The sequence below is a fragment of the Winslowiella iniecta genome (assembly GCF_001267535.1).
GTDB classification, from domain to species: domain Bacteria; phylum Pseudomonadota; class Gammaproteobacteria; order Enterobacterales; family Enterobacteriaceae; genus Erwinia; species Erwinia iniecta.
Genome location: NZ_JRXE01000006.1, coordinates 41736 through 64696 on the forward strand (window position 1 = coordinate 41736; position 22961 = coordinate 64696).

At 49.6% G+C, this 22961-nt stretch carries 8 protein-coding genes; 5 read left to right on the forward strand and 3 right to left on the reverse strand.

Annotated features, from left to right (window positions below; all coding sequences use genetic code 11):
- Nucleotides 1-17 precede the first annotated feature (17 nt).
- Nucleotides 18-419, reverse strand: a complete 402-nt coding sequence (gene zapG, locus NG42_RS05380; protein WP_052898245.1) for a Z-ring associated protein ZapG — start codon at nucleotides 417-419, stop codon at nucleotides 18-20.
- A gap of 174 nt (nucleotides 420-593) precedes the next feature.
- Here zapG and zapE point away from each other — a divergent pair, with 174 nt between their 5' ends.
- The 5 genes from zapE (at nucleotide 594) to sspB (ending at nucleotide 4263) form a co-directional block, all read left to right on the forward strand.
- Nucleotides 594-1724: a cell division protein ZapE gene (gene zapE, locus NG42_RS05385; RefSeq protein WP_052898246.1), complete on the forward strand. Its 1131-nt coding sequence runs from the start codon at nucleotides 594-596 to the stop codon at nucleotides 1722-1724.
- Nucleotides 1725-1968: 244 nt separating this feature from the next.
- Nucleotides 1969-2397, forward strand: coding sequence for a 50S ribosomal protein L13 (rplM, locus tag NG42_RS05390; protein ID WP_052898247.1), 429 nt, complete (start codon nucleotides 1969-1971; stop codon nucleotides 2395-2397).
- A gap of 15 nt (nucleotides 2398-2412) precedes the next feature.
- Nucleotides 2413-2805 (forward strand): 30S ribosomal protein S9, encoded by a 393-nt coding sequence (gene rpsI / locus NG42_RS05395; protein ID WP_052898248.1) that lies wholly within the window; start codon nucleotides 2413-2415, stop codon nucleotides 2803-2805.
- A 320-nt stretch (nucleotides 2806-3125) separates the two neighbouring features.
- A complete protein-coding gene (sspA, locus tag NG42_RS05400) occupies nucleotides 3126-3767 on the forward strand; it encodes a stringent starvation protein SspA (RefSeq protein WP_052898249.1) in 642 nt (213 codons plus the stop codon).
- A gap of 4 nt (nucleotides 3768-3771) precedes the next feature.
- On the forward strand, nucleotides 3772-4263 hold the full coding sequence (sspB, locus tag NG42_RS05405; RefSeq protein ID WP_052898250.1) for a ClpXP protease specificity-enhancing factor: 492 nt from the start codon (nucleotides 3772-3774) through the stop codon (nucleotides 4261-4263).
- A gap of 42 nt (nucleotides 4264-4305) precedes the next feature.
- On the opposite strand, the gene NG42_RS05410 is transcribed toward sspB, so the two are convergent.
- Together NG42_RS05410 and NG42_RS05415 are read right to left on the reverse strand one after the other, a co-directional pair.
- The gene (locus NG42_RS05410; RefSeq protein ID WP_162231017.1) at nucleotides 4306-13296 is read right to left on the reverse strand and encodes a hypothetical protein; all 8991 of its coding nucleotides are present in this window, start codon (nucleotides 13294-13296) and stop codon (nucleotides 4306-4308) included.
- 365 nt (nucleotides 13297-13661) lie between these two features.
- A complete protein-coding gene (locus tag NG42_RS05415) occupies nucleotides 13662-22862 on the reverse strand; it encodes a hypothetical protein (RefSeq protein WP_052898252.1) in 9201 nt (3066 codons plus the stop codon).
- Nucleotides 22863-22961 lie beyond the last annotated feature (99 nt).

Here is a 22961-nt window from a genome sequence, read left to right on the forward strand (position 1 = left end):
GCGCCCCTGAGAGTAAATTAATCGCGTTTGGCGGGTTCGCCACGCAGCAGGCCGGATGCGCCTTCAGAGTAGTCGCGCGGCATCTGCACCGGTGCCTGATCGTTATCCGCTTCTGCTTCAGTTAACTGATAAGCAAATGGGTTTTTCTCACCCGGCAGATTCGGCAGCAGGTCGTTCGAACCTTTCGCCATATGCTGATACAGCTGGCGATAATCACGCGCCATATTGTCCAGCAGCTCTGCACTCTGGGCAAAGTGACTGGTCAGTTCTTCACGATAATCCGACAGCTCGGCTTTGGTTTTTTCCAGCTCGTACTGCATGCTGCGTTGCTCACGCAATTTTCTGTTACCAAAACGCATGACAACTGCGCCGATAATAATTCCAACCACCAAACCAATAAGCGCGTATTCCCAGGTCATAATGACTCCCATGTTGTCTTCGTTGTTCCGTAGGGCCTATCAACTTAATAATAGCCACTATACCCGCTTATCGAATCGAAGTGGAATCCCGCGGCAGCTTCGCTTAGTGTAGAACGGCCTTTTTTTCGTCAACCGGCTGCGTGACAGACCACTTTTAGGGAATGTGATTTAACAATGCAAACGACTTCTCCTCTGGCGCTTTATCAGCAGGCGCTGAATAACGGCGACTATCAACCCGACGATGTTCAGCGTGAAGCGATAACCCGTTTAGACGCTATCCAGCAGGCATTGATCGCCACACCTGCGGCGGCGGCTGCACCGTCCAGAGGTCTGCTTGGCAAGCTAAACCGGCTGATGGGCAAGGAGAAAATGGTGCCGCAGCAGCCGGTTCGCGGGCTGTATATGTGGGGCGGTGTGGGGCGCGGCAAAACCTGGTTAATGGATATGTTTTTTCGGGCTATTCCTGGCGACCGTAAGCTGCGTCTGCACTTTCATCGCTTTATGCTGCGGGTGCATCAGCAGCTGACCGAACTTCAGGGGCAGCCCGATCCGCTGGAAATTATCGCCGATCGCTTTAAGGCGCAGACCGATATTCTCTGCTTTGATGAGTTTTTCGTTTCCGATATCACCGATGCGATGTTGCTGGGAACCTTGATGGAAGCGCTGTTTGCTCGTGGTATCGCGCTGGTGGCGACCTCGAATATTCCGCCGGACGATCTTTATCGTAATGGCCTGCAACGCGCGCGTTTCCTGCCAGCGATTGAGCTGATTAAACGTCACTGCAATATTATGAACGTCGATGCCGGGATCGATTACCGTCTGCGCACCCTGACGTCGGCCCATTTGTGGATGCAGCCGCTGAATGACGAAACCACGCGCGAGATGGAGAGAATGTTTGTCGCGCTGGCCGGCGTGGCACGCGATGACGAGAAGCCGGTGCTGGAAATTAATCACCGGCCATTGCCGACGCTGGGAATGGCGGAAGGGGTGGTGGCGATGGATTTCCACACGCTGTGCGGTGAAGCGCGCAGTCAGCACGATTACATTGAATTATCGCGCCGTTTTCATAGCGTGCTGCTGTATAACGTGCCGGTGATGGTCAATCGCACTGAAGATCAGGCGCGCCGTTTTCTGGCGCTGGTGGATGAGTTTTACGAGCGTCACGTTAAGCTGGTGGTCGCTGCAGAAGCCTCACTGTTTGAAATTTATCAGGGCGAGCGGCTGAAATTTGAGTACCAGCGCTGTTTATCGCGTTTGCAGGAGATGCAGAGTGAAGAATATCTGCGTCTCGATCATTTGCCGTAACCGCTAAAAAACCCTGGGCGGAAGTGGATTTAATCGTAAAAAGGGGTCGCGCTTTGTGTGCGACTTCTCTATAATCTTGCGACCCCACGTTACGGCATTGGTTTTTTTTCCCAAAAACTTTTGCGTTCCAGTAACTCTATCCGAAGGGGTGGGCTTGCTGGTCAAGATGGTCGTGTGAGCCTCAACCGTTTATTCAAGCGTTTGGGATTTCACCAACGTGTAACTTAATTTGGGTAAGCTTTTAATGAAAACTTTTACAGCTAAACCAGAAACCGTAAAACGTGACTGGTACGTTGTTGACGCAACGGGCAAAACTTTAGGTCGCCTGGCGACTGAACTGGCTCTGCGCCTGCGCGGTAAGCACAAAGCGGAATACACTCCGCACGTTGATACTGGTGATTACATCATCGTTCTGAACGCTGAGAAAGTTGCTGTAACCGGCAACAAGCGTAGCGATAAGATTTATTACCATCACACCGGCCACATCGGTGGTATCAAGCAAGCGACCTTCGAAGAGATGATTGCTCGCCGTCCTGAGCGTGTGATTGAAATCGCGGTTAAAGGCATGCTGCCAAAGGGCCCGCTGGGTCGTGCTATGTACCGTAAACTGAAAGTTTACGCGGGCAACGAGCACAACCATGCGGCACAGCAACCGCAAGTTCTGGACATTTAATCGGGATTATAGGCAATGGCTGAGAATCAAAACTACGGCACTGGTCGCCGCAAAAGCTCTACCGCTCGCGTCTTTATCAAGCCGGGCAGTGGTAACATCGTTATCAACCAGCGTTCACTGGAACAGTACTTCGGTCGCGAAACTGCCCGCATGGTAGTTCGTCAGCCGCTGGAACTGATGGATGTGGTTGGTAAATTTGATCTGTACATCACCGTTAAAGGTGGTGGTATCTCTGGTCAGGCTGGTGCGATCCGTCACGGTATCACACGCGCTCTGATGGAGTACGACGAGTCCATGCGTGGCGAACTGCGTAAAGCAGGCTTCGTTACTCGTGATGCGCGTCAGGTTGAACGTAAGAAAGTCGGTCTGCGTAAAGCACGTCGTCGTCCACAGTTCTCCAAGCGTTAATTCGCCCTGTTTACAGAGCAAATTATCGAAAAACCCGGTGCTTGCACCGGGTTTTTTATTGCCTGTAGCAAGTGTAATCTGTCGTTTTACCCTGCTGACTAGCATTTTCCCGCCAAATCTTCAACACTGCCCCCACAAGTCGCTTAAAATCTGGTAAACTGTCTGTCACTTTGCGCCCGTATGCCGGGTAGTTACGCATGATTATCCTGTCTGGATGCTGGATCTGCGCAACTTTTGGCTGCGAGGGGTTATATCAAGCAGGTTAGTCGCCGCGTGGTTGGCTATTCGCAGTAATTTTCTCGATAAACTTGGAGGTTTTCATGGCTGTCGCTGCCAACAAACGTTCGGTAATGACGCTGTTTTCTGGTCCGACTGACATTTTTAGCCATCAGGTACGTATCGTGCTGGCTGAGAAAGGTGTCAGTGTAGAGATCGAGCAGGTTGAAACGGATAATCTGCCGCAGGATCTGATTGACCTCAACCCGTATCGCACCGTGCCAACGCTGGTGGATCGCGAGCTGACGCTGTATGAATCCCGCATCATCATGGAATACCTTGATGAGCGTTTCCCGCATCCGCCATTAATGCCTGTGTACCCGGTTGCACGCGGTGAGAGCCGTCTGATGATGCACCGCGTCGAGCAGGACTGGTACAGCCTGATGCGTAAAGTTGAAAACGGCAACGCGCAGGAAGCTGACGCGGCACGTAAACAACTGCGTGAAGAGCTGCTGGCGATTGCACCGCTGTTCTCCCGTACGCCATTCTTTATGAGCGAAGAATTTAGCCTGGTTGACTGCTATCTGGCACCGCTGCTGTGGCGTTTACCGCAGATGGGTATCGAACTGATCGGCAGTGGCTCGAAAGAGCTGAAAGGCTATATGACGCGTGTGTTCGAGCGTGATTCCTTCCTGGCTTCCCTGACGGAAGCGGAACGCGAAATGCGCCTGCAAACGCGGGGCTAATCGGATGGAAATGTCTCAACTAACCGCACGTCGCCCTTATCTGCTGCGAGCGTTTTACGAGTGGCTGCTGGATAACCAGCTGACGCCGCATTTAGTCGTAGACATCAATCTGCCTGGCGTTATGGTGCCGCTGGAGTATGCCCGTGATGGACAGATCGTTCTGAACATTGCGCCGCGTGCCGTCGGTAACCTTGAGTTAGGCAATGATGACGTCCGCTTCAACGCCCGCTTTGGTGGCGTTCCTCGTCAGGTTACCGTACCGCTTAATGCGGTACTGGCAATCTACGCCCGTGAGAACGGTGCAGGCACTATGTTTGAGCCTGAGCCGGCCTATGAAGAGGGTGGCGAGCATAATTTCACGGCTGAGCAGAATGAATCAGAAACCGTGATGTCGGTCATTGATGGCGATCGTCCTGATAACAGTAGCGATGATGATGATAACCCTGATGACACGCCGCCACGCGGTGGTCGTCCGGCGCTTCGCGTCGTCAAATAAAAAACGGGCCTGATGGCCCGTTTTTTTATGCCCGCAGCGGCGTCACACACCCACCAGATACAGCGGCTGTTGTGAGTTATCGTCATTCTGGTTTTCAAATGTATGCAGAAAAAGGAACCAGGCCTTCGAAAGATCCTCTGTTGCGCGATCGGGATGCTTTTCTGCAAAATGTTCGCACATCAGGCCAAACAGCATTTCCGCATCGGTCATGATCAGGCGGCTGACCAGAAGATTACTGTTGAAAATCGGGATGAAAAGATTCGCATAGCGGTGGTTATCAACCGATTGAGGCTGATTTTCCTGTAGAAATTCTGTGGTAGCTGGAGAGGAGTAAAAGTCACGTTCTTCCTGGCTCCAGTCACCCTGCTCCTGTGCCATCACGAGATGAATGCGGCTTTGCAAACGCAGTAAAAAGGCCGGGCCGGAAAAGGTTTCCAGCGCCCAGGGAGTAGAGAGCCGGAGTTTACTCCAGGCGGCAAACTCCTGCGCGTTACGCGGATCGGCATTAATTCCCGCCAGGCGGATATCTGCATTGTCATCCTTCTCCGGCGCTGGCTGGGTCAGGAGCAAATCTTCATTTTGCTCGATGCTGAGCCGCAACGGCGGCGCGACGTTCCCGGTTTGATTGGTGGTAGGATCGCCGGTGCCAGCAGCAAGGATCAGGCGAATCGGCCAGTGTTGCCGGTGTGAGATAAAGCCCAGATCCTGAGACGAGGCTTTGGGTCGCAGCAGAACAATCTGTTCTGCACGCCGTGGTGTTTGCCAGTAGCGAAATGCCTGCTGACAGGTCTGTAGCCACAGGCCCGCACGCTGCTGCATCTTCTCTGCACGCCACAACAGGTCGGGCAATGTCAGCAACCGGTCTAAGAGCCGGGTTTCTTGCGGTATTTCTGTTGCCAGCGTGTGCAGTTGATCGAGCGCCCGTTGCCAGTCGTAGCTTGTCTGCACTAATCCGCTATCATCGCGGATGCATTGCCACGGCTGTTGAAAGAGATCAGCGGTGACATGCAGCTGTTGCTGGTAATAACTGAAAAAATAATTCTGTGCAAAGTGCTGTAATTGCAAGGGTAATAGCGCGCTGGCAGACAGGGTTCCTGAGTAAGGCTGTGTCTGAATAAATTTAACCACCGTGATGGCTTGTGTTATCAGGCTGCGGCTCTGATTAATCCACTCTTTAAGGCTATCGGAGCTATAACGCAGCTCATGCACCAGCTCAACCTGGTTCAGTAAGGCATGCAGCAGTCTCTTTTTATGCTCCAGTCTTAACAATGAGTTATCGCATTCTGACTGAGTAAAGAGAGGGTAATCACGCCACTCGAAGGGGCTCCACATCAGTTCACCGAGGGTAATGGGGGTGTCATGCAGACGCGCAAGTTTTTTTATAACCTGATATAAAATTTGACCACGCGAGCGGAAAATCAGCATGGCATCTTCCAGTTCGCTTAATGCCTGTTCGTGATCGCTAAAAGTGTTGGCAGCGCGATAAGGGACCACATTGAGTACGTTGTAAACCGTCGCGATCGCGGCCTGTCGGCTCCGCTGGTTAGCGGATAATACGGATGCAAGGCGTTGTTGTTCATCCGGCGCCAGCAAGGCCCGGTAATCCGATGTGTTCTGCTGCGCAACGATACTGACAATCGCGGCATCAAGCTGCTGCGGATCAGCCTGTGGCCACTGTTTTGGCAGTACCGGTGAGGGATGAAGTTGGCCATCGTCACCCAGTATTCGGTAACTCATTCGCTGGTTTTTTTCGTTAAAGATAAACACCATCCTGCCATCGCTGCGTTGCAATATGCGCGATGTTGGCACCATGGTGGTGGTATAGAGATCACCACTCTCCCAGTGCAGATAGCGGTTGGGAGCAAACACTCGCTTTTCAATCAATTTATCAGCATCTTGCGCTGATAATAGCTGCCAGCCTGGATGTTCAGTCAGTATCCATTGACCCTGGCGGGCGCTATCCAGCTGACTGGTTTCCAGCGAGAAATAGTTATCCTGTAGGGCTTCACTGTTATGCGGTGAAAAATGTAGCCGGTAGCCACCCCCGGCAAGTTCAGTTACCGTCACTGGTGTCGCCAGCTCCGCCCCGGCAGGGTAAAAATAGTCTTTCTGCTGACCGCCCTGACCATGGGTAAACACCTCCGAGAGTCCGCGATAGCGTAAAATTGATCCGGTGGGCGGTGTGATACCTTTTGTCATGGCACACTGTAGTCGCCATGCCAGCGGGATTGAATCATCGAAGAACTTGCTTGCGGAAATAGCCGCGCGGCGTAGCGCCTGCACATCCTCTCTCAGCCAGTCAAAAAAGGCTAAATCTGGCCAGATGCTGGCACTGGCCGCGTCATCCGGCAGTGGATACAATCTGTCCCGATTTTCTGCGGTGCTGGCATAAAGTTCGCGCTTGTTTCCGGTCTGCCAGCCGAGATAACAGAAGTGACTCACCGGATCCCACCAGAAGCCGGCGAAGCCGTTTTCGGGGAGGCTGGTGAAGCCGACAGTGCCACCTTCTGACCCTAATCTGGTTTCTCTTAAGGCGCGGGTTAGTGTTTGCCACTCGGTACTGGCTCCCATCAGTGTGGTAATAGCCTGACTGAAGTGGCTGACAGGATTCATCTTAGTGGACCCGTTATTAATGTGCTGTTGCCAGGTTTCGCTATCTGCATGGGCGGCAACGGTAGTGATATGTTCGGACTGTTCCCTGATGTAACTGTAATCATTGCTGCCGCTGCGGTCATAGAAAAACAGATGCTGACTAAGCCAGTCGGCCAGCGCATTTTTTGCCAGTGCAAACTCCTCTTCGTCGCGGGCCGCTATCAGCATGGCTAATTGTCTCTCTGTCTGCGACTGCATCCATTCAAATAATACTATCGCCGGATTCGTCACCGGCAGACCGCGTGACTGAGCGCTAACGCTCAAAGGCAGTCGGGTGGATTCAGTGAAATTATGTGAAGAATCAGAAAAGCCAAAACAGAGACGGGTCAGTTCTTGCTGTTCGGGTTGTGAAGACAACTGACGAAACAGCATTGGGACATACTGAGGATCGCTCAGCGGCAGCAATATGCCGGGCTGGCCAGGGCAGTGAAACGCCAGCCCGGCGACCTGAATATCACTGCTTTTGTCATTGCTGCGCAGATACCAACTGACCAGCAGATTGCCGTTAAATACGGCCTGGGTCAGACGTAAATTATTATTATCAGAGAGTTGATACAGGGCGTTAAGCAATAATTGTCGCTGTTTCTGCAAAGCGGTTGTCAGCAAGACCTGAAGCAGAGCCGCGTCAGCCAGACGGGCGGAGAAAGTGGCATGATTGATAAACCCTGCCAACCGCTGGCTACCTTCCAGGCAAGCAAGGATGTGTTGTTGCATCACCGCCGCTTCTTTTAGATTTGCGCCGATTGCCTGAAGTGCATCCGTGGCCTCGCTGCGATTTTCGCTATCGGGTCGACGGCCACTAAGCAAAGCGGTCTGCTGGATGGCGGTCTCATGCATAGAAAGCAGGCCAGCGTCATGCTGAGCAGCGAATGCCAGCATCAGTAAATTATCGACAGAAACGGTTTCTGGCTGTAGCTGGTGGGAAATAATCGCACCCAGACAAAGCCACTGGCAAGAAAGGCTGTGAAAAGCGGAGGTGGCCAGCAGCGGTTCAAGATTCTGCAAATATTTTGCGAAAGAGAGCAGATTGTTCAGCGTGGCGGAGAGGTATCGCTGAAGCGCCTGCTGCGTTTCTGCATCGCGGCGACTGAGCTTTGCTCCATATTTCTCGGTAATCTCAGTAATCTGCCCGGCAACGAAATTTTTTTGCGACAGACTCGCTAAGCTGAATGTTGGATCGGCGAAACTATTTTGTAAATGATGCAGGACAAACTGATAGAGTTTCGGCGCTTCCGGGGTGACGTGACAAAATATATCACTCAACAACTGCAGCAATACCGCATTATCCGTGCCGGTGAGTTGCGGTAAATAACGCTGTAATACACTGACCTGGTACTGGACGATATTGCCTTGCGCATCAATAACACTATTTATCAGCTTGATGGCATCACGCGGGACTGCACCCGACACCTGCGGATCGATATTCAGCAGATGGCTTTGCAGGCGTTGGTGAAAAGGGAGTGAGGCAAACCGCATAAAGCTGCTCAGCACCATATTGAGTTGTTGTTGATACAACATTTCATCATTGAAAATTACGCCGGGTTTTAATACTGCCTGCATCTGTTTCGCCGGTAACGTTATACTCTCTTCCAGCAGCGGTATCTCCAGCGGAGCAACAGGCCAGTCGCGGTAAGTGCTGCGTGTCTCGCGCCGTTTGCGATTATGTGCCTCGGAGATAAACTCTTTATCCAGGAAGGTAAACCAGCTACCGCTATCCGTCTGATAGACATTGCAGAAATACAGTTTAGGGAAAAGAGAGCAACTGCTAATCAGCGATTTTTTGACATCATCGATAAATAATGGATTAACAACGTTATTACCGGTGAGCACCGCAATATTTCCTGCGGTCTTTTGTCGCTGTCGCCAGTAGTAGGCTAATTTCTCTGTCGCGAAGAGTAAAAAAGGAACAAGATTTTCATAGCGCATCTCCGGGAAAAGATAATCCTGTAGGGCCGCCAGCCATGCGGCCTGTGCCGGTTTATCAGACCACTGAGCTAAGGGGAAATTTGCCAGTGCTTTGGCACTGTATTCAACACGCGCAAATGAATGATAAATATCTGCAATATCCTGCGCTAAATGTAGCCAGTTGGCCGCGAAATCGGCGGGGGACGGGGGGGGAGCATCAGGATTTAGCTGGCGATATTCTTCATAGCGCAGAATAAATACTTCCATATTGGCACTGAACAGGATGGTATTTGCCAGATTCTTGTCGATAAGCTCTTTACAGTAATGGGCCAAATGATTGATAACAGCGAGATGGAATTTTTTTTGCATTGAAGAATAATTGTAACCAAACAGAGTGAATCTTTCCAGATTATAAGTTAAAGCCTGAAGTATCTGATCGGTATATTGTTGCTTCTCAGCAGGTTTTATCATCATTAGCTGCAGTTTCCCGATAATACTTTCATCCATGAGCAGATAATGAACCATAAATAGGTAGCTTAATTCTACACCCTGAATTTTACTGTTTAGTACCATCCTGATATTAATGATTGATTGATTAATTAAAATATTCTGTTCTGTATTAAGACCTTGAGGAGGAGAGGTGTAAGGCTTTTCCATGTAATCAGAATAATACTGATACAGCGTCTCTTCATTAATCGTGTTTTTATCATTATAATAATCTTGCTGAGCCATAAACATACTGGTGTAGCATCTTATCGGAATAGTTAACGAGATAAAGAAGAACATGGACATCTGGTTATAATCTTTCGGGATGCTTATCCCCTTTTTCTCAGCGCTGGCGATAATCGATTCCGGCATCGGATCAAGTAATGCGCTAAAGAACATCTGGTGAAAAAGTATCGGATTTGAATCGCACAGTTCAAAAATATTAAGAGCCAGACTGTCTTTTTGCATCAGGACTGAGAGGCAAGAGAAATTATACGGTTCGGGGAGTTGTGGGTCGTAATTATTCCGATCAACTAATTGAATAGCTTTGGGATTATTCCATGGCACTTGTAATCTGCTGTTTGTTTCACTGGTGTAACTTTTTTTGATCAGCATTTTTACCATATTCACACCCCATGGTTTATTCGCTGACAGAAGATTATCACCACCACGAAAGGAAAGGTAAGGGAAAGCGGCAAAAACCGGACTGGAGACGATGCCATTCATCGTTGTGTAAGCGTTACTGCGAATGACGGCGATTTCGTCGTCAAGCTTTTTCAGGTTGCTGATTTCCAGCTTTATTTCTGCGGCAAGCTGGTCGGCCTGCTTAACCGAGGAGGGCTGAGAACGTGCATAATCGATTTTTTTATTTAAGTTGGCAATTGCTGCTTCTTTTACCCAGCGTTTTGCATACATCTGTCTCAGTGAGTTTAGCAGTGAACTGATGGTTTTCTTTAAACCATAACTCATATAAAAATCTGCGGCACAGATTGCGAGCTGATAGAAAGGAACCAGTATTGAAGGCGGTGTGATATCTTCTCTGGAAATAATAATATCGCGAAAAAACGCATAGCAGTTATAAAAGGGTAACAACTCTACCAGCCGTTGCACATTTCCTTTAGCTGTTTCCTGTTCGGCAAGGGAGGGGTTATGTGCTTTTCCCTTGAGGTACACAAGAAATTTTCTTCGGTTCTCTGTTACCTCTTGTTTTAAAGCTTCTAAAGGGGAAATGTCTTTATCACCCAGGGGTCTTTCCTGATATGAAATACTCATATCGTCAGGGCTCGATAAGGTTTGGCAGAGTTTGGTTTTATAATAGTGGTAATGTTCGATGATAAAATTATCACCCTTATTCCAGTGACTCAGCGTGGTAGTGTTCGGCTCTTTAAGCTCATCGCAGACATTATTGAAAGGTTGATCATCCATAAAAATAAAGTTTTCATTCAGCGTGCTGTCGTCTAAATTATAAACTTGTTCTTTTTCAGTAATAGGTAATCTCCGCACCGGAAATTGTCTGGTATGTAACCGGCTGGATTCAATGTTGATAATGTAGTAACGTTTTTCTTTTGTTTCACTATTATAACCGACAAAAATCTTACCGGTTTCATGATGAGGGCGATGATTATAGGAAATACGTTTACTAAATTCAGGAAAAAAATGGAAAGCTCTCGGCTGGAAAAGATAGCGTAAAACTTTGAATCTTTTTACTTTGACATCAATTGCATAAATTTGCGTTTCAATATTATTAAGAAAAGAATAATCATCATCAGGTAATATTTTAAAAGCCTGATCGACAATTTTCCGGTAAAGGTCACAGTGATGAAAAATCATTTCCTCATAAGCCAGGCTGAAGTTACTATATAACTCAGAGTAGGTTGGGTGTTTTTTTAATGTGAACTGTTTTTTATTATTCCGATCGTAGATGCGTAGTGATTCGGGTATTTTGTCAGGAAGATAATGAAATAATTCATTAAATCCATCTTCCATATTGCGGATTATTTCTCCGTAGTTTTTACACTCGGTGATGGCACGCACCGCTTTCTCAATGCGTCCCTGGGTCTGTATTCTGAATTTAATCGTGTTGAAATCCTGTGGTGTGTGAAGGTCTACGCCAGGAAAGCTTATCTGCGCACTGTCATCAAATGAGACAATTGGGATGGCTTCAAGTATTATATCTTGCTTATGATAGAGATACATCTCCTTGTTAATCTCCTTGTATGCCTCTTCAAGATACTCTCTGTTGCTGGTCAGGTTATAACCAGGGTAGCTGAGTAAACGTGAGAGTACATACCCATCGATACTGCCTTCATGAATAGCAATCGAAAATTCATCATGCATAACATAGTGGTTTTCAGAAAATCGCTTACCAATATAATTCCAGATATAATAGTTGTTTTTGGAAATAAGAATTTCGTTATCTTTACCATTTTGCTCGAGGAATAATAAATCTGGCGCCACATATGAAATCAGGAAGTTAGAAATTTTACTCATGTCTGATGCAACATAGATCTCCAGAAAAGAATATTTTTTAGCACAGTGAGAACGGAGCTGTTGTAGTATCACCATTACTGTTTTTTCTTTGCGGTGTTTACTTTTTGAATGCCATAATTTATTTAATTTATTACCCAGTGTAAGGATAATATTACTGATATCTGGCGGCTGGCTACGGCCAGTTGGCGTTAGCAGTAATGATAATATATATAATATCTGGCCATTCATCTCATTACGGTCTCTGCTAGTGAATGTTGAGACACCCCATTTCATCAGTAATTTATCTGCAAATTTAAAATTAATATCGCCATGACTATCAAACAGTCGGTCAAATAACTCTACCGCCAGTGATACTCCTATTTTAGTTGAATTCATGAGTTGCTTGATATTACTCTTCGCTTCTGTGCAAATATTGATCTCTTTTGTCACGGCGTTACTGTCAGGTTTAGCGGATTTCTCCGATCGTCCTGCGCTTTGGCGAAAATATCCCACTCCCGCCAGCAGCGTCACACCGGTCGCCGCCAGCAGTAAATTTGTCCGGCTTTGCCACCAGAGATTCGGGGCAGCTGTGGTTGCCATCATCGCTGCGGGGATCAGCAGCGGAACTGAGACGCCTGCTGATGAGGATGTTGCCTGGCAGGAGGCAGAGGCTGGCATATCTGCGAGCATATTCGGCCCAATACTTCGGGTTCCGTCCGGGCATACTGATAACTGTGCGGATAAGATCTGCTGCTCGGTTTGCTGATAAGCGCGATGATAATTTTCTTCAAAAGCACGGTGTGCGGATGATGGGGCAGCATCGGTTATCAGCCGATCCTTTTGCAGCAGGATATCTCTGGGTATACAACGGATCACTGCCCGGTTTAATGCTTTAGCGGCTTTGCTCTCGTCCCATGGTTTGTGATGGGTTTCCTCATACCAGGCTTTAGTTTGCTGCCCGACACGCTGTATTTCATAGTGTTGCTGGAAATCACTGCTGCGCGCCGATAACTGACTAATATCCTTGATAATTCTCAGGCCATCAGTGAGCATATTTGGCGATGGCAGTTTGCCCTTTAACCAGCCGCTGACAGACAGCACACTGTATAATCCGACGATCAGCGTAATGCCGGTCATCACCACTTCAGTGGCACCGCTCTCACGGCATAACTGCATCACCGGAAAAATAAGCTGCTGATGCAGTTCCACCATCCACCCGGGCTGGCCAATATTTTCTAATGCGCAGACTGTTGACCAGCTGGAGAGCAGCGTGAGAATACTTTGCAGCAGAGTGGCTGTCAGGGAAACGTGGTGGTGTTGCAGCCAGATCAATAACAGTCCCGGCAGGCTGGAAAGTATTGCCGCGCTGGTCGTTACGCCGGCGGCGAGATATATAAGCTGATTGATCAGTTGCAGTCCCGCCATTAAAGCCGCCTGGCAGACAATATCGGTTCCCCGGCCACTGCATATCAGCACGGCGGCCAGCAGTTTACTCAGATCGGGATGGATAACATTCAGCAAGGTGGTCGCCATGGCGGTCTGGCTGAGTATATGAAGCTGATGATGGATAGCGTCCTTTACCTGCGAGGCGAGGGCGCTGAGTCGTGGCCACTGTGGCGATGTCGGCGTGAGCCAGGGCTGGGTATCCAGCGCGTCGAAGAACAGTTCTTCTTCAGGAGCGGATATCGTGAGCGACACGTTACGGACGGCGGTAAAGGGAAGCGAGGACGGCGCAGCCAGCCCAGAGGCGGCTGCGTACGTTATCGGAGCGACCCGCCCGGCATCGTTGATATTATTAATCATATCAGTACTCATTCCTTGAGTAATATGCAGAAAAATTATTGTAGTGATGGTTTAGTTTTTTGCCAGTAAGAGCTGGCTGGAAGTTAAACACCAATTAAGTAAAGTACTTGCCTGTCGTCACCCTCTGCCTGCTGTGCAAAAGTTTGCTGAAACAGAAACCAGGCTGAGGCAATGGTTTCTGCTGCACGCTGCGGGTATTGTGCGGCAAAATTTTCGCACAGCAGGCCAAAGATCATCTCTTCATCGGTCATCACCAGACTGATAAACAGCGACTCAGTATGATACAGCTGACGGAAAAACGCGCCGTAGCGGCGCGTGTCCAGCTCTTCCGGCATTTCTTCCTGCAGAAAACGCAGGGTGTCCGCAGCGTGGCAAAAGTCATAGACCTCTTTGCTCAAGACCTGTTGTTCTGTATCGCTAACCTGGCGGATGCGGTTTTGCAGACGTAACCAGAAAGAAGGGCCGGAATAGGTCGCCAGCGCCCAAGGACTGGACAGGCGAAGTTTAATCCAGACGGCAAACTCGCCGATGGTTTGTGGCTGAGTGTTGATGCCCGCCATACGCGGCACCGGCTCTGAATGCGTTGTCGGCCCCACTGGCATGAGCAGCAGATCTTCCTGTTGCTCGACGGTGATCCTGCGGGCAGGTGCGATACCGGTGGCCTGGTAGCTGTCAGGATCGCCTGTTCCGGCACCAAGGATGAGGCGCACCGGCCAGTGGTGCTGTGCCGGGATCAGCTCAGCTTTTCCTGCCGCCATTTGCGGGCGCAGCATCACCAACTCTTCGGCGCGGCGGCGGGTTTGCCAGTAGCGCAATGCACTGTCACAACGGCGGCGCCATAATGCGGCGGACTGCTGTATGGCGCTGGTTTGCCATTGTACCGCAGGCAGCGTCAGCAGCCTGTTGATGACCTTTTCATCCTGCGGCAGTGTTGTTGCCAGGCTATGAAGCTGTTCCAGCGCGGGCTGCCAGGCAAGGCGTGATGCGGTTGACCAGCTGTCATTGTGCAGGCAATGCCAGGGCTGCGCGAAAAGCTCACGGGTGACATGGAGTTGCTGCTGGTAGTGACTGAAGAAATTATTCTCTGCAAAATACTGCCGCTGCAGGCGAAATGCAGCATCGTCGTCAGCCGGCAGGTCGGGCTGCTGCTTGATAAATTCAATGGCGTTTTTGGCCTGCTTTTGTAGTTCGATGGCCTGGTTGATCTCGTTCTGTAGCACCTCTGACAGGCTGTCCAGTATCGGATCTTTTTTCAGCAGCGCCAGCGCTTTAAGTAGCATGGCGGTTCTCAGTGCGAATAATTTTTCCGCTGTCCGGCGTTCATCTTCCCGGTAAAGATCAAACTCGCGCCAGCTGAGTGGGTCCGATAGCAATGAGAGTAAGGTCACATCCGTATTCTGTAGCGATGTGCCCTGTTTCAGCTCGTGATCGAAATTTCTGTCCGATGAGCGAAAATAGAGGTAAACATCCATCAATTCTGACATTTCCAGCGGCTTACTGGCGGTGCGAAACGGGAATGAACCGATCGCTTTTGCTGCGGTGGTCAAAACTAGCCGCTGGTTTTGCTGCCTCGCGGCGATTTCGATTCTGAGACGCTGTCCTTCATCTGCTTGCAGCAACGGCCAGTAATCAGAATCCAGTTGTGAAACAAAGGTTTCCAGCTGCGCGTGAAATTGCTGCGCACTGGCTGCCGTACTGTGCTGTGGCCAGTTGGTCGGGATCTGCGGCGATTTGCACAACGTCCCGTGCGGATCAAGCACGCGGTAACTGATGCGGCGGTAATTATCTTCGCTAAAAATAAACACCATACTGCCGTCACTGCCCTGTAAAACAGGGGACGCGGGCGTCATGCTGGTGCAGTTATCTGTGCCATTACCCCATTGCAGATAGGCGGCGGGTGAAAAATTGCCGGCACGGATTAACCGGCTGGCGTTCATTGCGGGCTGCAACTGCCAGCGTGACGATGCGGTAAGTGACCACGTATATTGCCAGTCTGCGTCAAACGGCTGTGTTTCCAGGCTAAACCCCAGGTCGGGGGACGCCCGATCCGTGGACGGGGTGAAGGTAAGCCGCCAGCCGCCATGGGATATAACGGTTGCGGTGACGGGTAAAGCAGTGTTGCCGGCGGCGAGGGAAAAATAGTATTGCAGCGCTGAACCGCTGCCGGTGGTATACAGCCTGGCGACGCCGGAGAACAGGGTGGGGATAGCGTTGGCCGGCAGAGGCAGCGCATGACTGAGGGCGCTCTGTAACTGCCAGGCCAGCGGAACGGAGTCATCAAAAAATCTCTGTGGCGATATCTCGCCGTGGCGCAGCGCCTGCAGAGAGTAGCCCAGCAAATCTGATGGGTTTAATGCCGGCCAGATTGCAGCGTTGGCGTTATCATCCGGCAAGGGGTAGAGAGCATGGCGGTTTTGCGCAAGGCTGACATAGAGCTTGCGATCGACTCCTTGTTTCCAGCCCAGATAACAGACGCGGCTTACCGGATCCCACCAAAATCCGGCGAAGTCGTCGGTGGGTAGAGCAGATAATGGCGTGGGACTATAGCGTTGCCCGCGCTCTTTTAATGCTTTCGTCAGGAAAGGCCAGTGGGTATGGGCACCCATCACATCGGTGACCGCCTGATTAAATTCATCAACAGGGGATAAATCAGCCGCGTTGACATGATGGGGTTGCTGCCACGTTGCCATCGCCGCATGGTCGGCAATCGTCACCAACTGGTGGGTTTGTTCCTGAATAAAGCGGTAATCATCATTATCATCATGCCCATAGAAAAACAGATGCTGGCTTAGCCAGCGTTCCAGCTGTGTCTTGTGCTGGACGAAAGCAGATTCGCTCTCTGTCTGCGTTAGCGTGTAGCACAGCTCCCCTGTCTCTTGCTGCATCCATGCCAACAACGCCGTAGCCGGATTGGTGACGGACAGGTTGCCAGCCAGAGTGATCTGCACGGGATCCGTCATATTGTGCGGCGTCTTTGCATCGGTGAAACAGAGATGGATGAGTTCATTGTCGGTGGGGGAGCGTGAAAGCTGGCGAAATATTAACGGAATAGAGTGAGGAGCGCCCAGCGGCAGCACGATGCCTTGCTGCTGAGAACTGTGGAAGCCCAGTCCGGCCACCCTGGAGTGTTGCAGGCTATCGCGCCACTCTGCATACCAGCTAACCTGCAACTGCGCTTTGCGCAGAGCGTCAGCCAGCATTCTGCTGTCATCTGCGGGAAGTTGCAGCAGCGCCAACTGTAATAAATGATGCTGCTTTTCCAGGCTGGTTTTTATCATGGCGCTTAACTGTTGCTGCTGCGCAGTGGAAAAGTCGGAAAACGTCAACAGGCGCAAAAAACCAGCCAGCCATTGATTATTTTGCAGGCACACTTGCAGGCGTTGCTGCAACCATGCGGCGGTTTGCACACTGGTGGCGATCACCCGCAGGGCGTCGGTTGCCTGCTGCTGTTGGCCAGTAACGGGTTGCTGGCCGCTGATTAACGCCATTTGCTGGATGGCGGTTTCGCGTAGCGAAAGCAGGCCTGCGTCATGCAGAGCTTCCCAGGCCAGATGCAATAAGTCTGCTTCGCCAGGGGCGTTTAACCGCAGCTGGCGGGCAATGATGGCGCCGATGCACAGCAAGCGGGACGAAAAATGCTGTAAGGGAGCCGCTGCCAGCCGGGAGTCGACCGGAAGCAGCCCGCGGGCAAAGGCGGTCAGGTGTTGCACGGTGGCGGTGATGTACTGGCGTAGCGCCTGTTCGCTTTGCTTATCAATATCCTGTCGCTGAGCGGCAAACTGGCGATAAATCGCCTGACTCTCACGGGACACGAAATCCTGCGCCAGCAACAGCGATAAGCGGTTATTTCCCGCTGCAAGTTTGCGCTGTAATTGATGAAAGATAAATTGATATAACCCCGGCGCGTGTGGCGTGGTGAGCTGAAAAATATCACTCAGCAACTGCAACAGCGGATAATCATCCGCCACATTCAGTGCGGGAAAATAACACGACAATATCAATAACTGGTCATCACGCAGGTTGCCCTGTTCGTCAATCAGATGATTGATTAATGCCACTGCGTCACGCTGGGTGAGTGTCTCCACCGGTAACGCATCCTGCCGCCAGATATTTAAACGCAGATGGAAGGGCTGTGAGGAAAAATGCAGAAAGCTTTCCAGTGCCCATAGCTGAGGTTTTTTCAGTGGCAAAGCCACGCTTTCATTTAACGCCAGATGATCCTGCTGAGCAAGCGGATAAGAGGAATGCACACTGTCAGCCTGGCGTTTGCCGCGGATAGTATGGCGGTCGGGCATATATTCGTTGGTGAGAAAGGTAAACCAGCGTCCATTATCTGTCAGCCAGACCTGGCAAAAGTAGAGCCGTGGATAAAGGCGGCAACTGGCGGTCAGCGCGGTGCTAACATCGTCGATAAACAGTGGGTTAATTACGCCATCCTGCATAATTTCCAGCTTACTGCCGGCTGTTGTCTGTCGTTGCTGCCAGTATTGCGCCAGATTTTTCCCTGCATCAGCCAGCGCTGGCTGGAAATTTTCATATTGCATTTCCTCCAGCAGAAAGGGTTGCATGGCGTTCAACCAGGCACTTTGCGCCGTGGTTCCCTGCCACTGCTCGGGGGGATAATTCGCCAGCGCTTTTGCGCTATATTCAATGCGCGCGAAGGATTGATACAGCGTCGCCAGATCGCTGGCTATTTGCAGCCAGTTACGGGTGAAATCCTCGGGTGATGGCAGCGCGGCGTCACGATGGTCGAGTCGATATTTTTCCCGGCGTTCGAGAAAAGTCTCCATATTGTGGCTAAACAGGACGATCGCGGGCGGATGACTGTCAGTGGCTTGTTGGCAGTATTGGGCGAATTGGCCGACGGCGGCGGCATGAAATTTCATCTGTACTGAGGAATGACTGGTGCCGTAGAGGGTGAACCTTTCAAGGTTAAAGGTGAGTTCCCGTTGCCAGCGTGCCAGCGCCGCCTCTCTGGAGGCGGGCGGCGAGTTCATCGCCTGCGCCAGCGTGGCGACATCTTCCCGCATCAGGAAGAATTGCAGCATAAACAGATAATTCAGTTCGATAGCCTTGATCGTACTTTGCAGGGTATCGCTGATAATCGTGCTGGCTTGTTTAATTAACTGATGTTGTGCATCCTGCAGTTCAACGGAGAGTTTAATATAAGGTCTTTCCATGGCATCATTATAATAATTCCACAGGGTATCTTCGGTGACTTTAACGTCATTTTTCCCTGTCTTATAATAATCCTCCATCGCTAGCACCATACTGGTGTAACTGCGTACCGGAATGGTCAGTGCGATAAAGCAAAACATGGACATCTGGTTATGATTTTCCGGGAAAACCCAGCCGTTTTCGCTGGCGGTAGTAATGACAGACTGCGGATCGGGACTACGGAATGCGCTGAACAGCAGCTGTTGATAAACCGGTTTATCGTTATTAAGCAGAGTAAAAATATTGAGCACCGTTTTGTCCGCTGATAATTTCCCCGGTGTACACGTCTGGTTAATCACTACCGGATCCGGCAGGCTGTAAAGTTCATGTTCAAGCAGCTTATCGCCCAATGGGTTTTGCCATGGGAAGCCGAATCGGGTCTTTTTTTTATGCGACAATATTTTTTTTGCCCCTATTTTTGTTGTGCTAATTCCCCAGGGAATGACGCTGGCCAGATAACCTTTTTTTCCCCCTACGGCAAGATAAGGAAAGGCAATTAATGCAGGAATGGCCGCCACTTCTTTAAGGTTTAAACTAATATCACTTCGTAATATCTTAATTTCGTTATCAATTTTTTTCACCTCATCTCTGATGGTGTTTATCTGCGCCCTGAGTTTTTCTGAATAACTGCTCTCTGCTGTTCTTGTTAACGCCCTGTCAATTTTTTTGAACAGATGATTTATCTGGTGTTCTTTAAATAGGCGTGATACATATTTTTTTCGGATTGTATTTAATAGTGTCTTAAATGTATTTGAAAATCCCCGCAGCCCATAAATATCGCCGAAGCAAATCAATGTTTGCAACGCGGGGATTAAAGTGGAAGGCGGTTCATTGTCTTCGCGAGAATATATGTAGTCCCGTGCCAGCTCATAACAGTTATAGAGTGGCAGCGATTTGATTAATTTTTTGAATGTCCCTTGTGCATTGTCCTTTTCAAACTCGGTATGGTTTTGTGCCGCTGACTTCATAAAAATCAGGAATTTTTTTCGGTTTTCGCTTATTTCTGTTTTTAACATATCCAGCGAAAATTCGTGTCTGTCCCCCAGCGGCCTTTCCTTGAAGTTGACGATGATTTTCCTCTCAGGTTTGAATGATACACAAAGTTTATTTTTATAATAATGGTAACGCTCAGTAAAAAACTCGCCTGTCCTGGATATATCACTATATAACGTAGTATTCGGTTCTCTGATTTCGTCGCAAGAATCAAAGAAAGACTGCTGATCGGTAAAAATATAGTTCTCATCTAAAAAGCTGTGTTTAAGGTTAAGAATGTCTTCGGTTTTGTTGATCGGTAAGCGCCATATTGGCAACTGGCGAAGATGAGACCGACTATATTCAATATGCAAAGCATAATAGCGTTTTTCTCGTGTTGTTGGGTTCCAGGCAATGAAAATTTTACCCAGTTCGTAGTGAGGACGAAGATTATAAAGTACCTGTTCTCTGACTGCCGGGTTCAGGCGAAAATGTTTTGGATAGAAAAAATAATGAAAATAACTCAATCTTTTCACTTCTACATCTATTGCGATGAAACAGGTGTCATCACGATGAATAAAGATAAAGTCATTGACGGGTAAGTTCAAAAATGCCTTATCGACAACTTCGTGGTATAATACATTGTGCTGCTCGCGCATATCTTGATAATGTTGTTCAAATTGCTGATATAATTCAGCTCGGGTAGGATGCTTTTTTAGTGAGAATGATTTTGGATTGTGCTTTATATTATATTCTCGCAAGCTATGGGGTGTTTTTTGCGGTAGATATTGGTGTAACAGGGTAAAACCATCGTCAAGGTTGCGGATAATATCGCGAAAACTTTTGCAGTCGAGCATTCTGCGGGTTTGATAGTCCATTCTCCCTTGGGTTTTAACCAATAGTGATAAAGTATTAAAATCCTGGGGGGCGTAGATATCAATGTCGGGATAGGTTTTCTCAATGATATCATCCATAGTGATTATCGGTAGCATTTCAAGTTGAATATCTTTTCTGTGATAGTCATTTGGATTCTTATTGATCGTGTCATATTCCTCTTTCAGGCCACCGACCAACTCAGCTTCTGAGGTATTAACATCGGCATAATTACGAAAACGTGAGAAAACGAATCCATCAATAAATCCTTCCCTGAGTGCAGTGTCGATGTTATCTCTACGGAAATCGCGGTTTGTTGATAATTTTTTGCCAATGTAGTTCCACAAGTAATAGCCATTTTTAGATATTAACGGCTCATGACCTCTGCCATTTTTTTCCATAAAAAGTAAATTTGGTACTATCTGGGATAAAATGAATTCGGTGACCTTGCTCATGCCAAATCGACTGTGAATTCCTCTGGATAAATATTCTTTGGCGCACTCCTTACGTAAGTCGTTAAGGATATTTTTTATTGCGTCATTCTTCTTCTCCACGACAAACTTATACCAGCTGGAAATATAACCGGCGTGCAGTTTGATAATAATGTTGTCAATCTCTTCTGGGGAGTTGTTATTTTCATCACTCAACAGGTAAGACAATATAATTATCAGCTGATTATTCATGTTATGATAATCAACGCTTCTGAAGGTCGTAATGTTTAAGCTATCCAGCAATCGGTCGCCACGAACGAGATCAAGATTGTTTTTCTCATCAAAGAGCCAGTTAAGCAATTCTGCCGCCAGGGTCGCTCCTGTATTATCTGAAGCGAGAAAACCTTTGATGGTGCCGATCATGTTGAAACAAATATTCCCCGCTTTATTTGCCCCATCCGCTTCCGGCGGTAGTTTTACTGCTGTCGGAGAGTGACGAAGATAGCGCACGCCCGCGACGGCTGCCAGCGTGACACCTGTTGCAGCGAGGGATAATGCCGTGCGTCCTTTCCACCATGCTGGAGATGCCGCAGCGCCAGCGATCGCGACGCCGGAAACCAGCAACGGCACGGATAGCGCAGTCGCTTCCGCCGCTGCGGGTATCATGGCGTTGTCTACCGTGTCCGCTGTGCGGTATGGGTGCGACAGTGGCCGGATATCTCTTCCGCCCAGTGGGCACACTGCCAGTTGCTGCTGTAAAATTTGCTGCTCTGTCTGCTGATAAGCCTGGTAAAAATGCGCGCTGTCATGATCTTTCTGTCGCAGAACCGCTTTCGGCAAACAGCGCAACACTGCGCGATTTAACGCCTTCTCCGCCAGATCCTGCCGATAAGCTTTGCCGTGAGTCTGCTGGTACCAGTTTTGTGTCTGCTGCTGATGGCGTCTGAGGTTATACCGCCGCTGATAATCCTCGCTTCTGGCGGAGAGTGCCCCCAGGCCCTGGATTATCTTCGCACCATGGGTGAGGACATTCCCCTGCGGAACCTTATCCGCTAACCCGCCGCTCAGGCGCAACATGGCATACAGGCCAACGATTAGCGTGATGCCGGTGGCAACCAGCGTCGCAAAGCCACTCTCTGCACAGAGCTGTGTCACTGGCGTGAGTACCTGCTCGTGCAGGCTTAATAGCCAGCTGGGTTGCGTGATATCTGCCGCTGCGCAAATCGCGAGCCCGGTGCTAAGCAGAATTAAACAGCTGTCAGTCAGGCTTGCGCTGAGAGAAATATGCTGTCGTTGCAGCCAGACCACCAGCAGTGCTGGCAGGCTGGAGAGAATCGCTGCCGTTGAGGTTGCGCCCGCCACGGTGTGGATCAGCTGGTTAAGCAGTTCCATACCGCCGAGATAGCCTGCCAGCGTGAGCAGTTCTTTGCCCGGCTGGCTGCAAATCAGCACGGCGGCCAGCAGTTTACTCAGATCGGGATGGATAACATTCAGCAAGGTGGTCGCCATGGCGGTCTGGCTAAGTAAATGAAGCTGATGATGGATAGCGTCCTTGACCTGCGAGGCGAGGGCGCTGAGTCGTGGCCACTGTGGCGATGTCGGCGTGAGCCAGGGCTGGGTATCCAGCGCGTCGAAGAACAGTTCTTCTTCAGCGCCGCCCTCGGTCGCCGTTAATAGCAGCGGAACATTGCAAATACTGGCGAGCGGCAGAGAGCATAGGTCGGCGCGAGTGACTTTGACCGGCTCAGGTGTGACAGGGCTACCTACGATAACAGGAAGGTGGTTTATCATAATAGTACTCATATCCGTGAGTAAAAAACATCCAATGGGATTATGAGTGTAGCGAGGTTATTGATTAGCGCCAGCCGATAACAGCAGGCAATAAAAAAG

Excerpts from the sequence above, each read along its gene's own strand:
- zapG (WP_052898245.1), bottom strand. The coding sequence starts at position 419 with ATGACCTGGGAATACGCGCTTATTGGTTTGGTGGTTGGAATTATTATC.
- zapE (WP_052898246.1), top strand. The coding sequence starts at position 594 with ATGCAAACGACTTCTCCTCTGGCGCTTTATCAGCAGGCGCTGAATAAC.
- rplM (WP_052898247.1), top strand. The coding sequence starts at position 1,969 with ATGAAAACTTTTACAGCTAAACCAGAAACCGTAAAACGTGACTGGTAC.
- rpsI (WP_052898248.1), top strand. The coding sequence starts at position 2,413 with ATGGCTGAGAATCAAAACTACGGCACTGGTCGCCGCAAAAGCTCTACC.
- sspA (WP_052898249.1), top strand. The coding sequence starts at position 3,126 with ATGGCTGTCGCTGCCAACAAACGTTCGGTAATGACGCTGTTTTCTGGT.
- sspB (WP_052898250.1), top strand. The coding sequence starts at position 3,772 with ATGGAAATGTCTCAACTAACCGCACGTCGCCCTTATCTGCTGCGAGCG.
- NG42_RS05415 (WP_052898252.1), bottom strand. The coding sequence starts at position 22,862 with ATGATAAACCACCTTCCTGTTATCGTAGGTAGCCCTGTCACACCTGAG.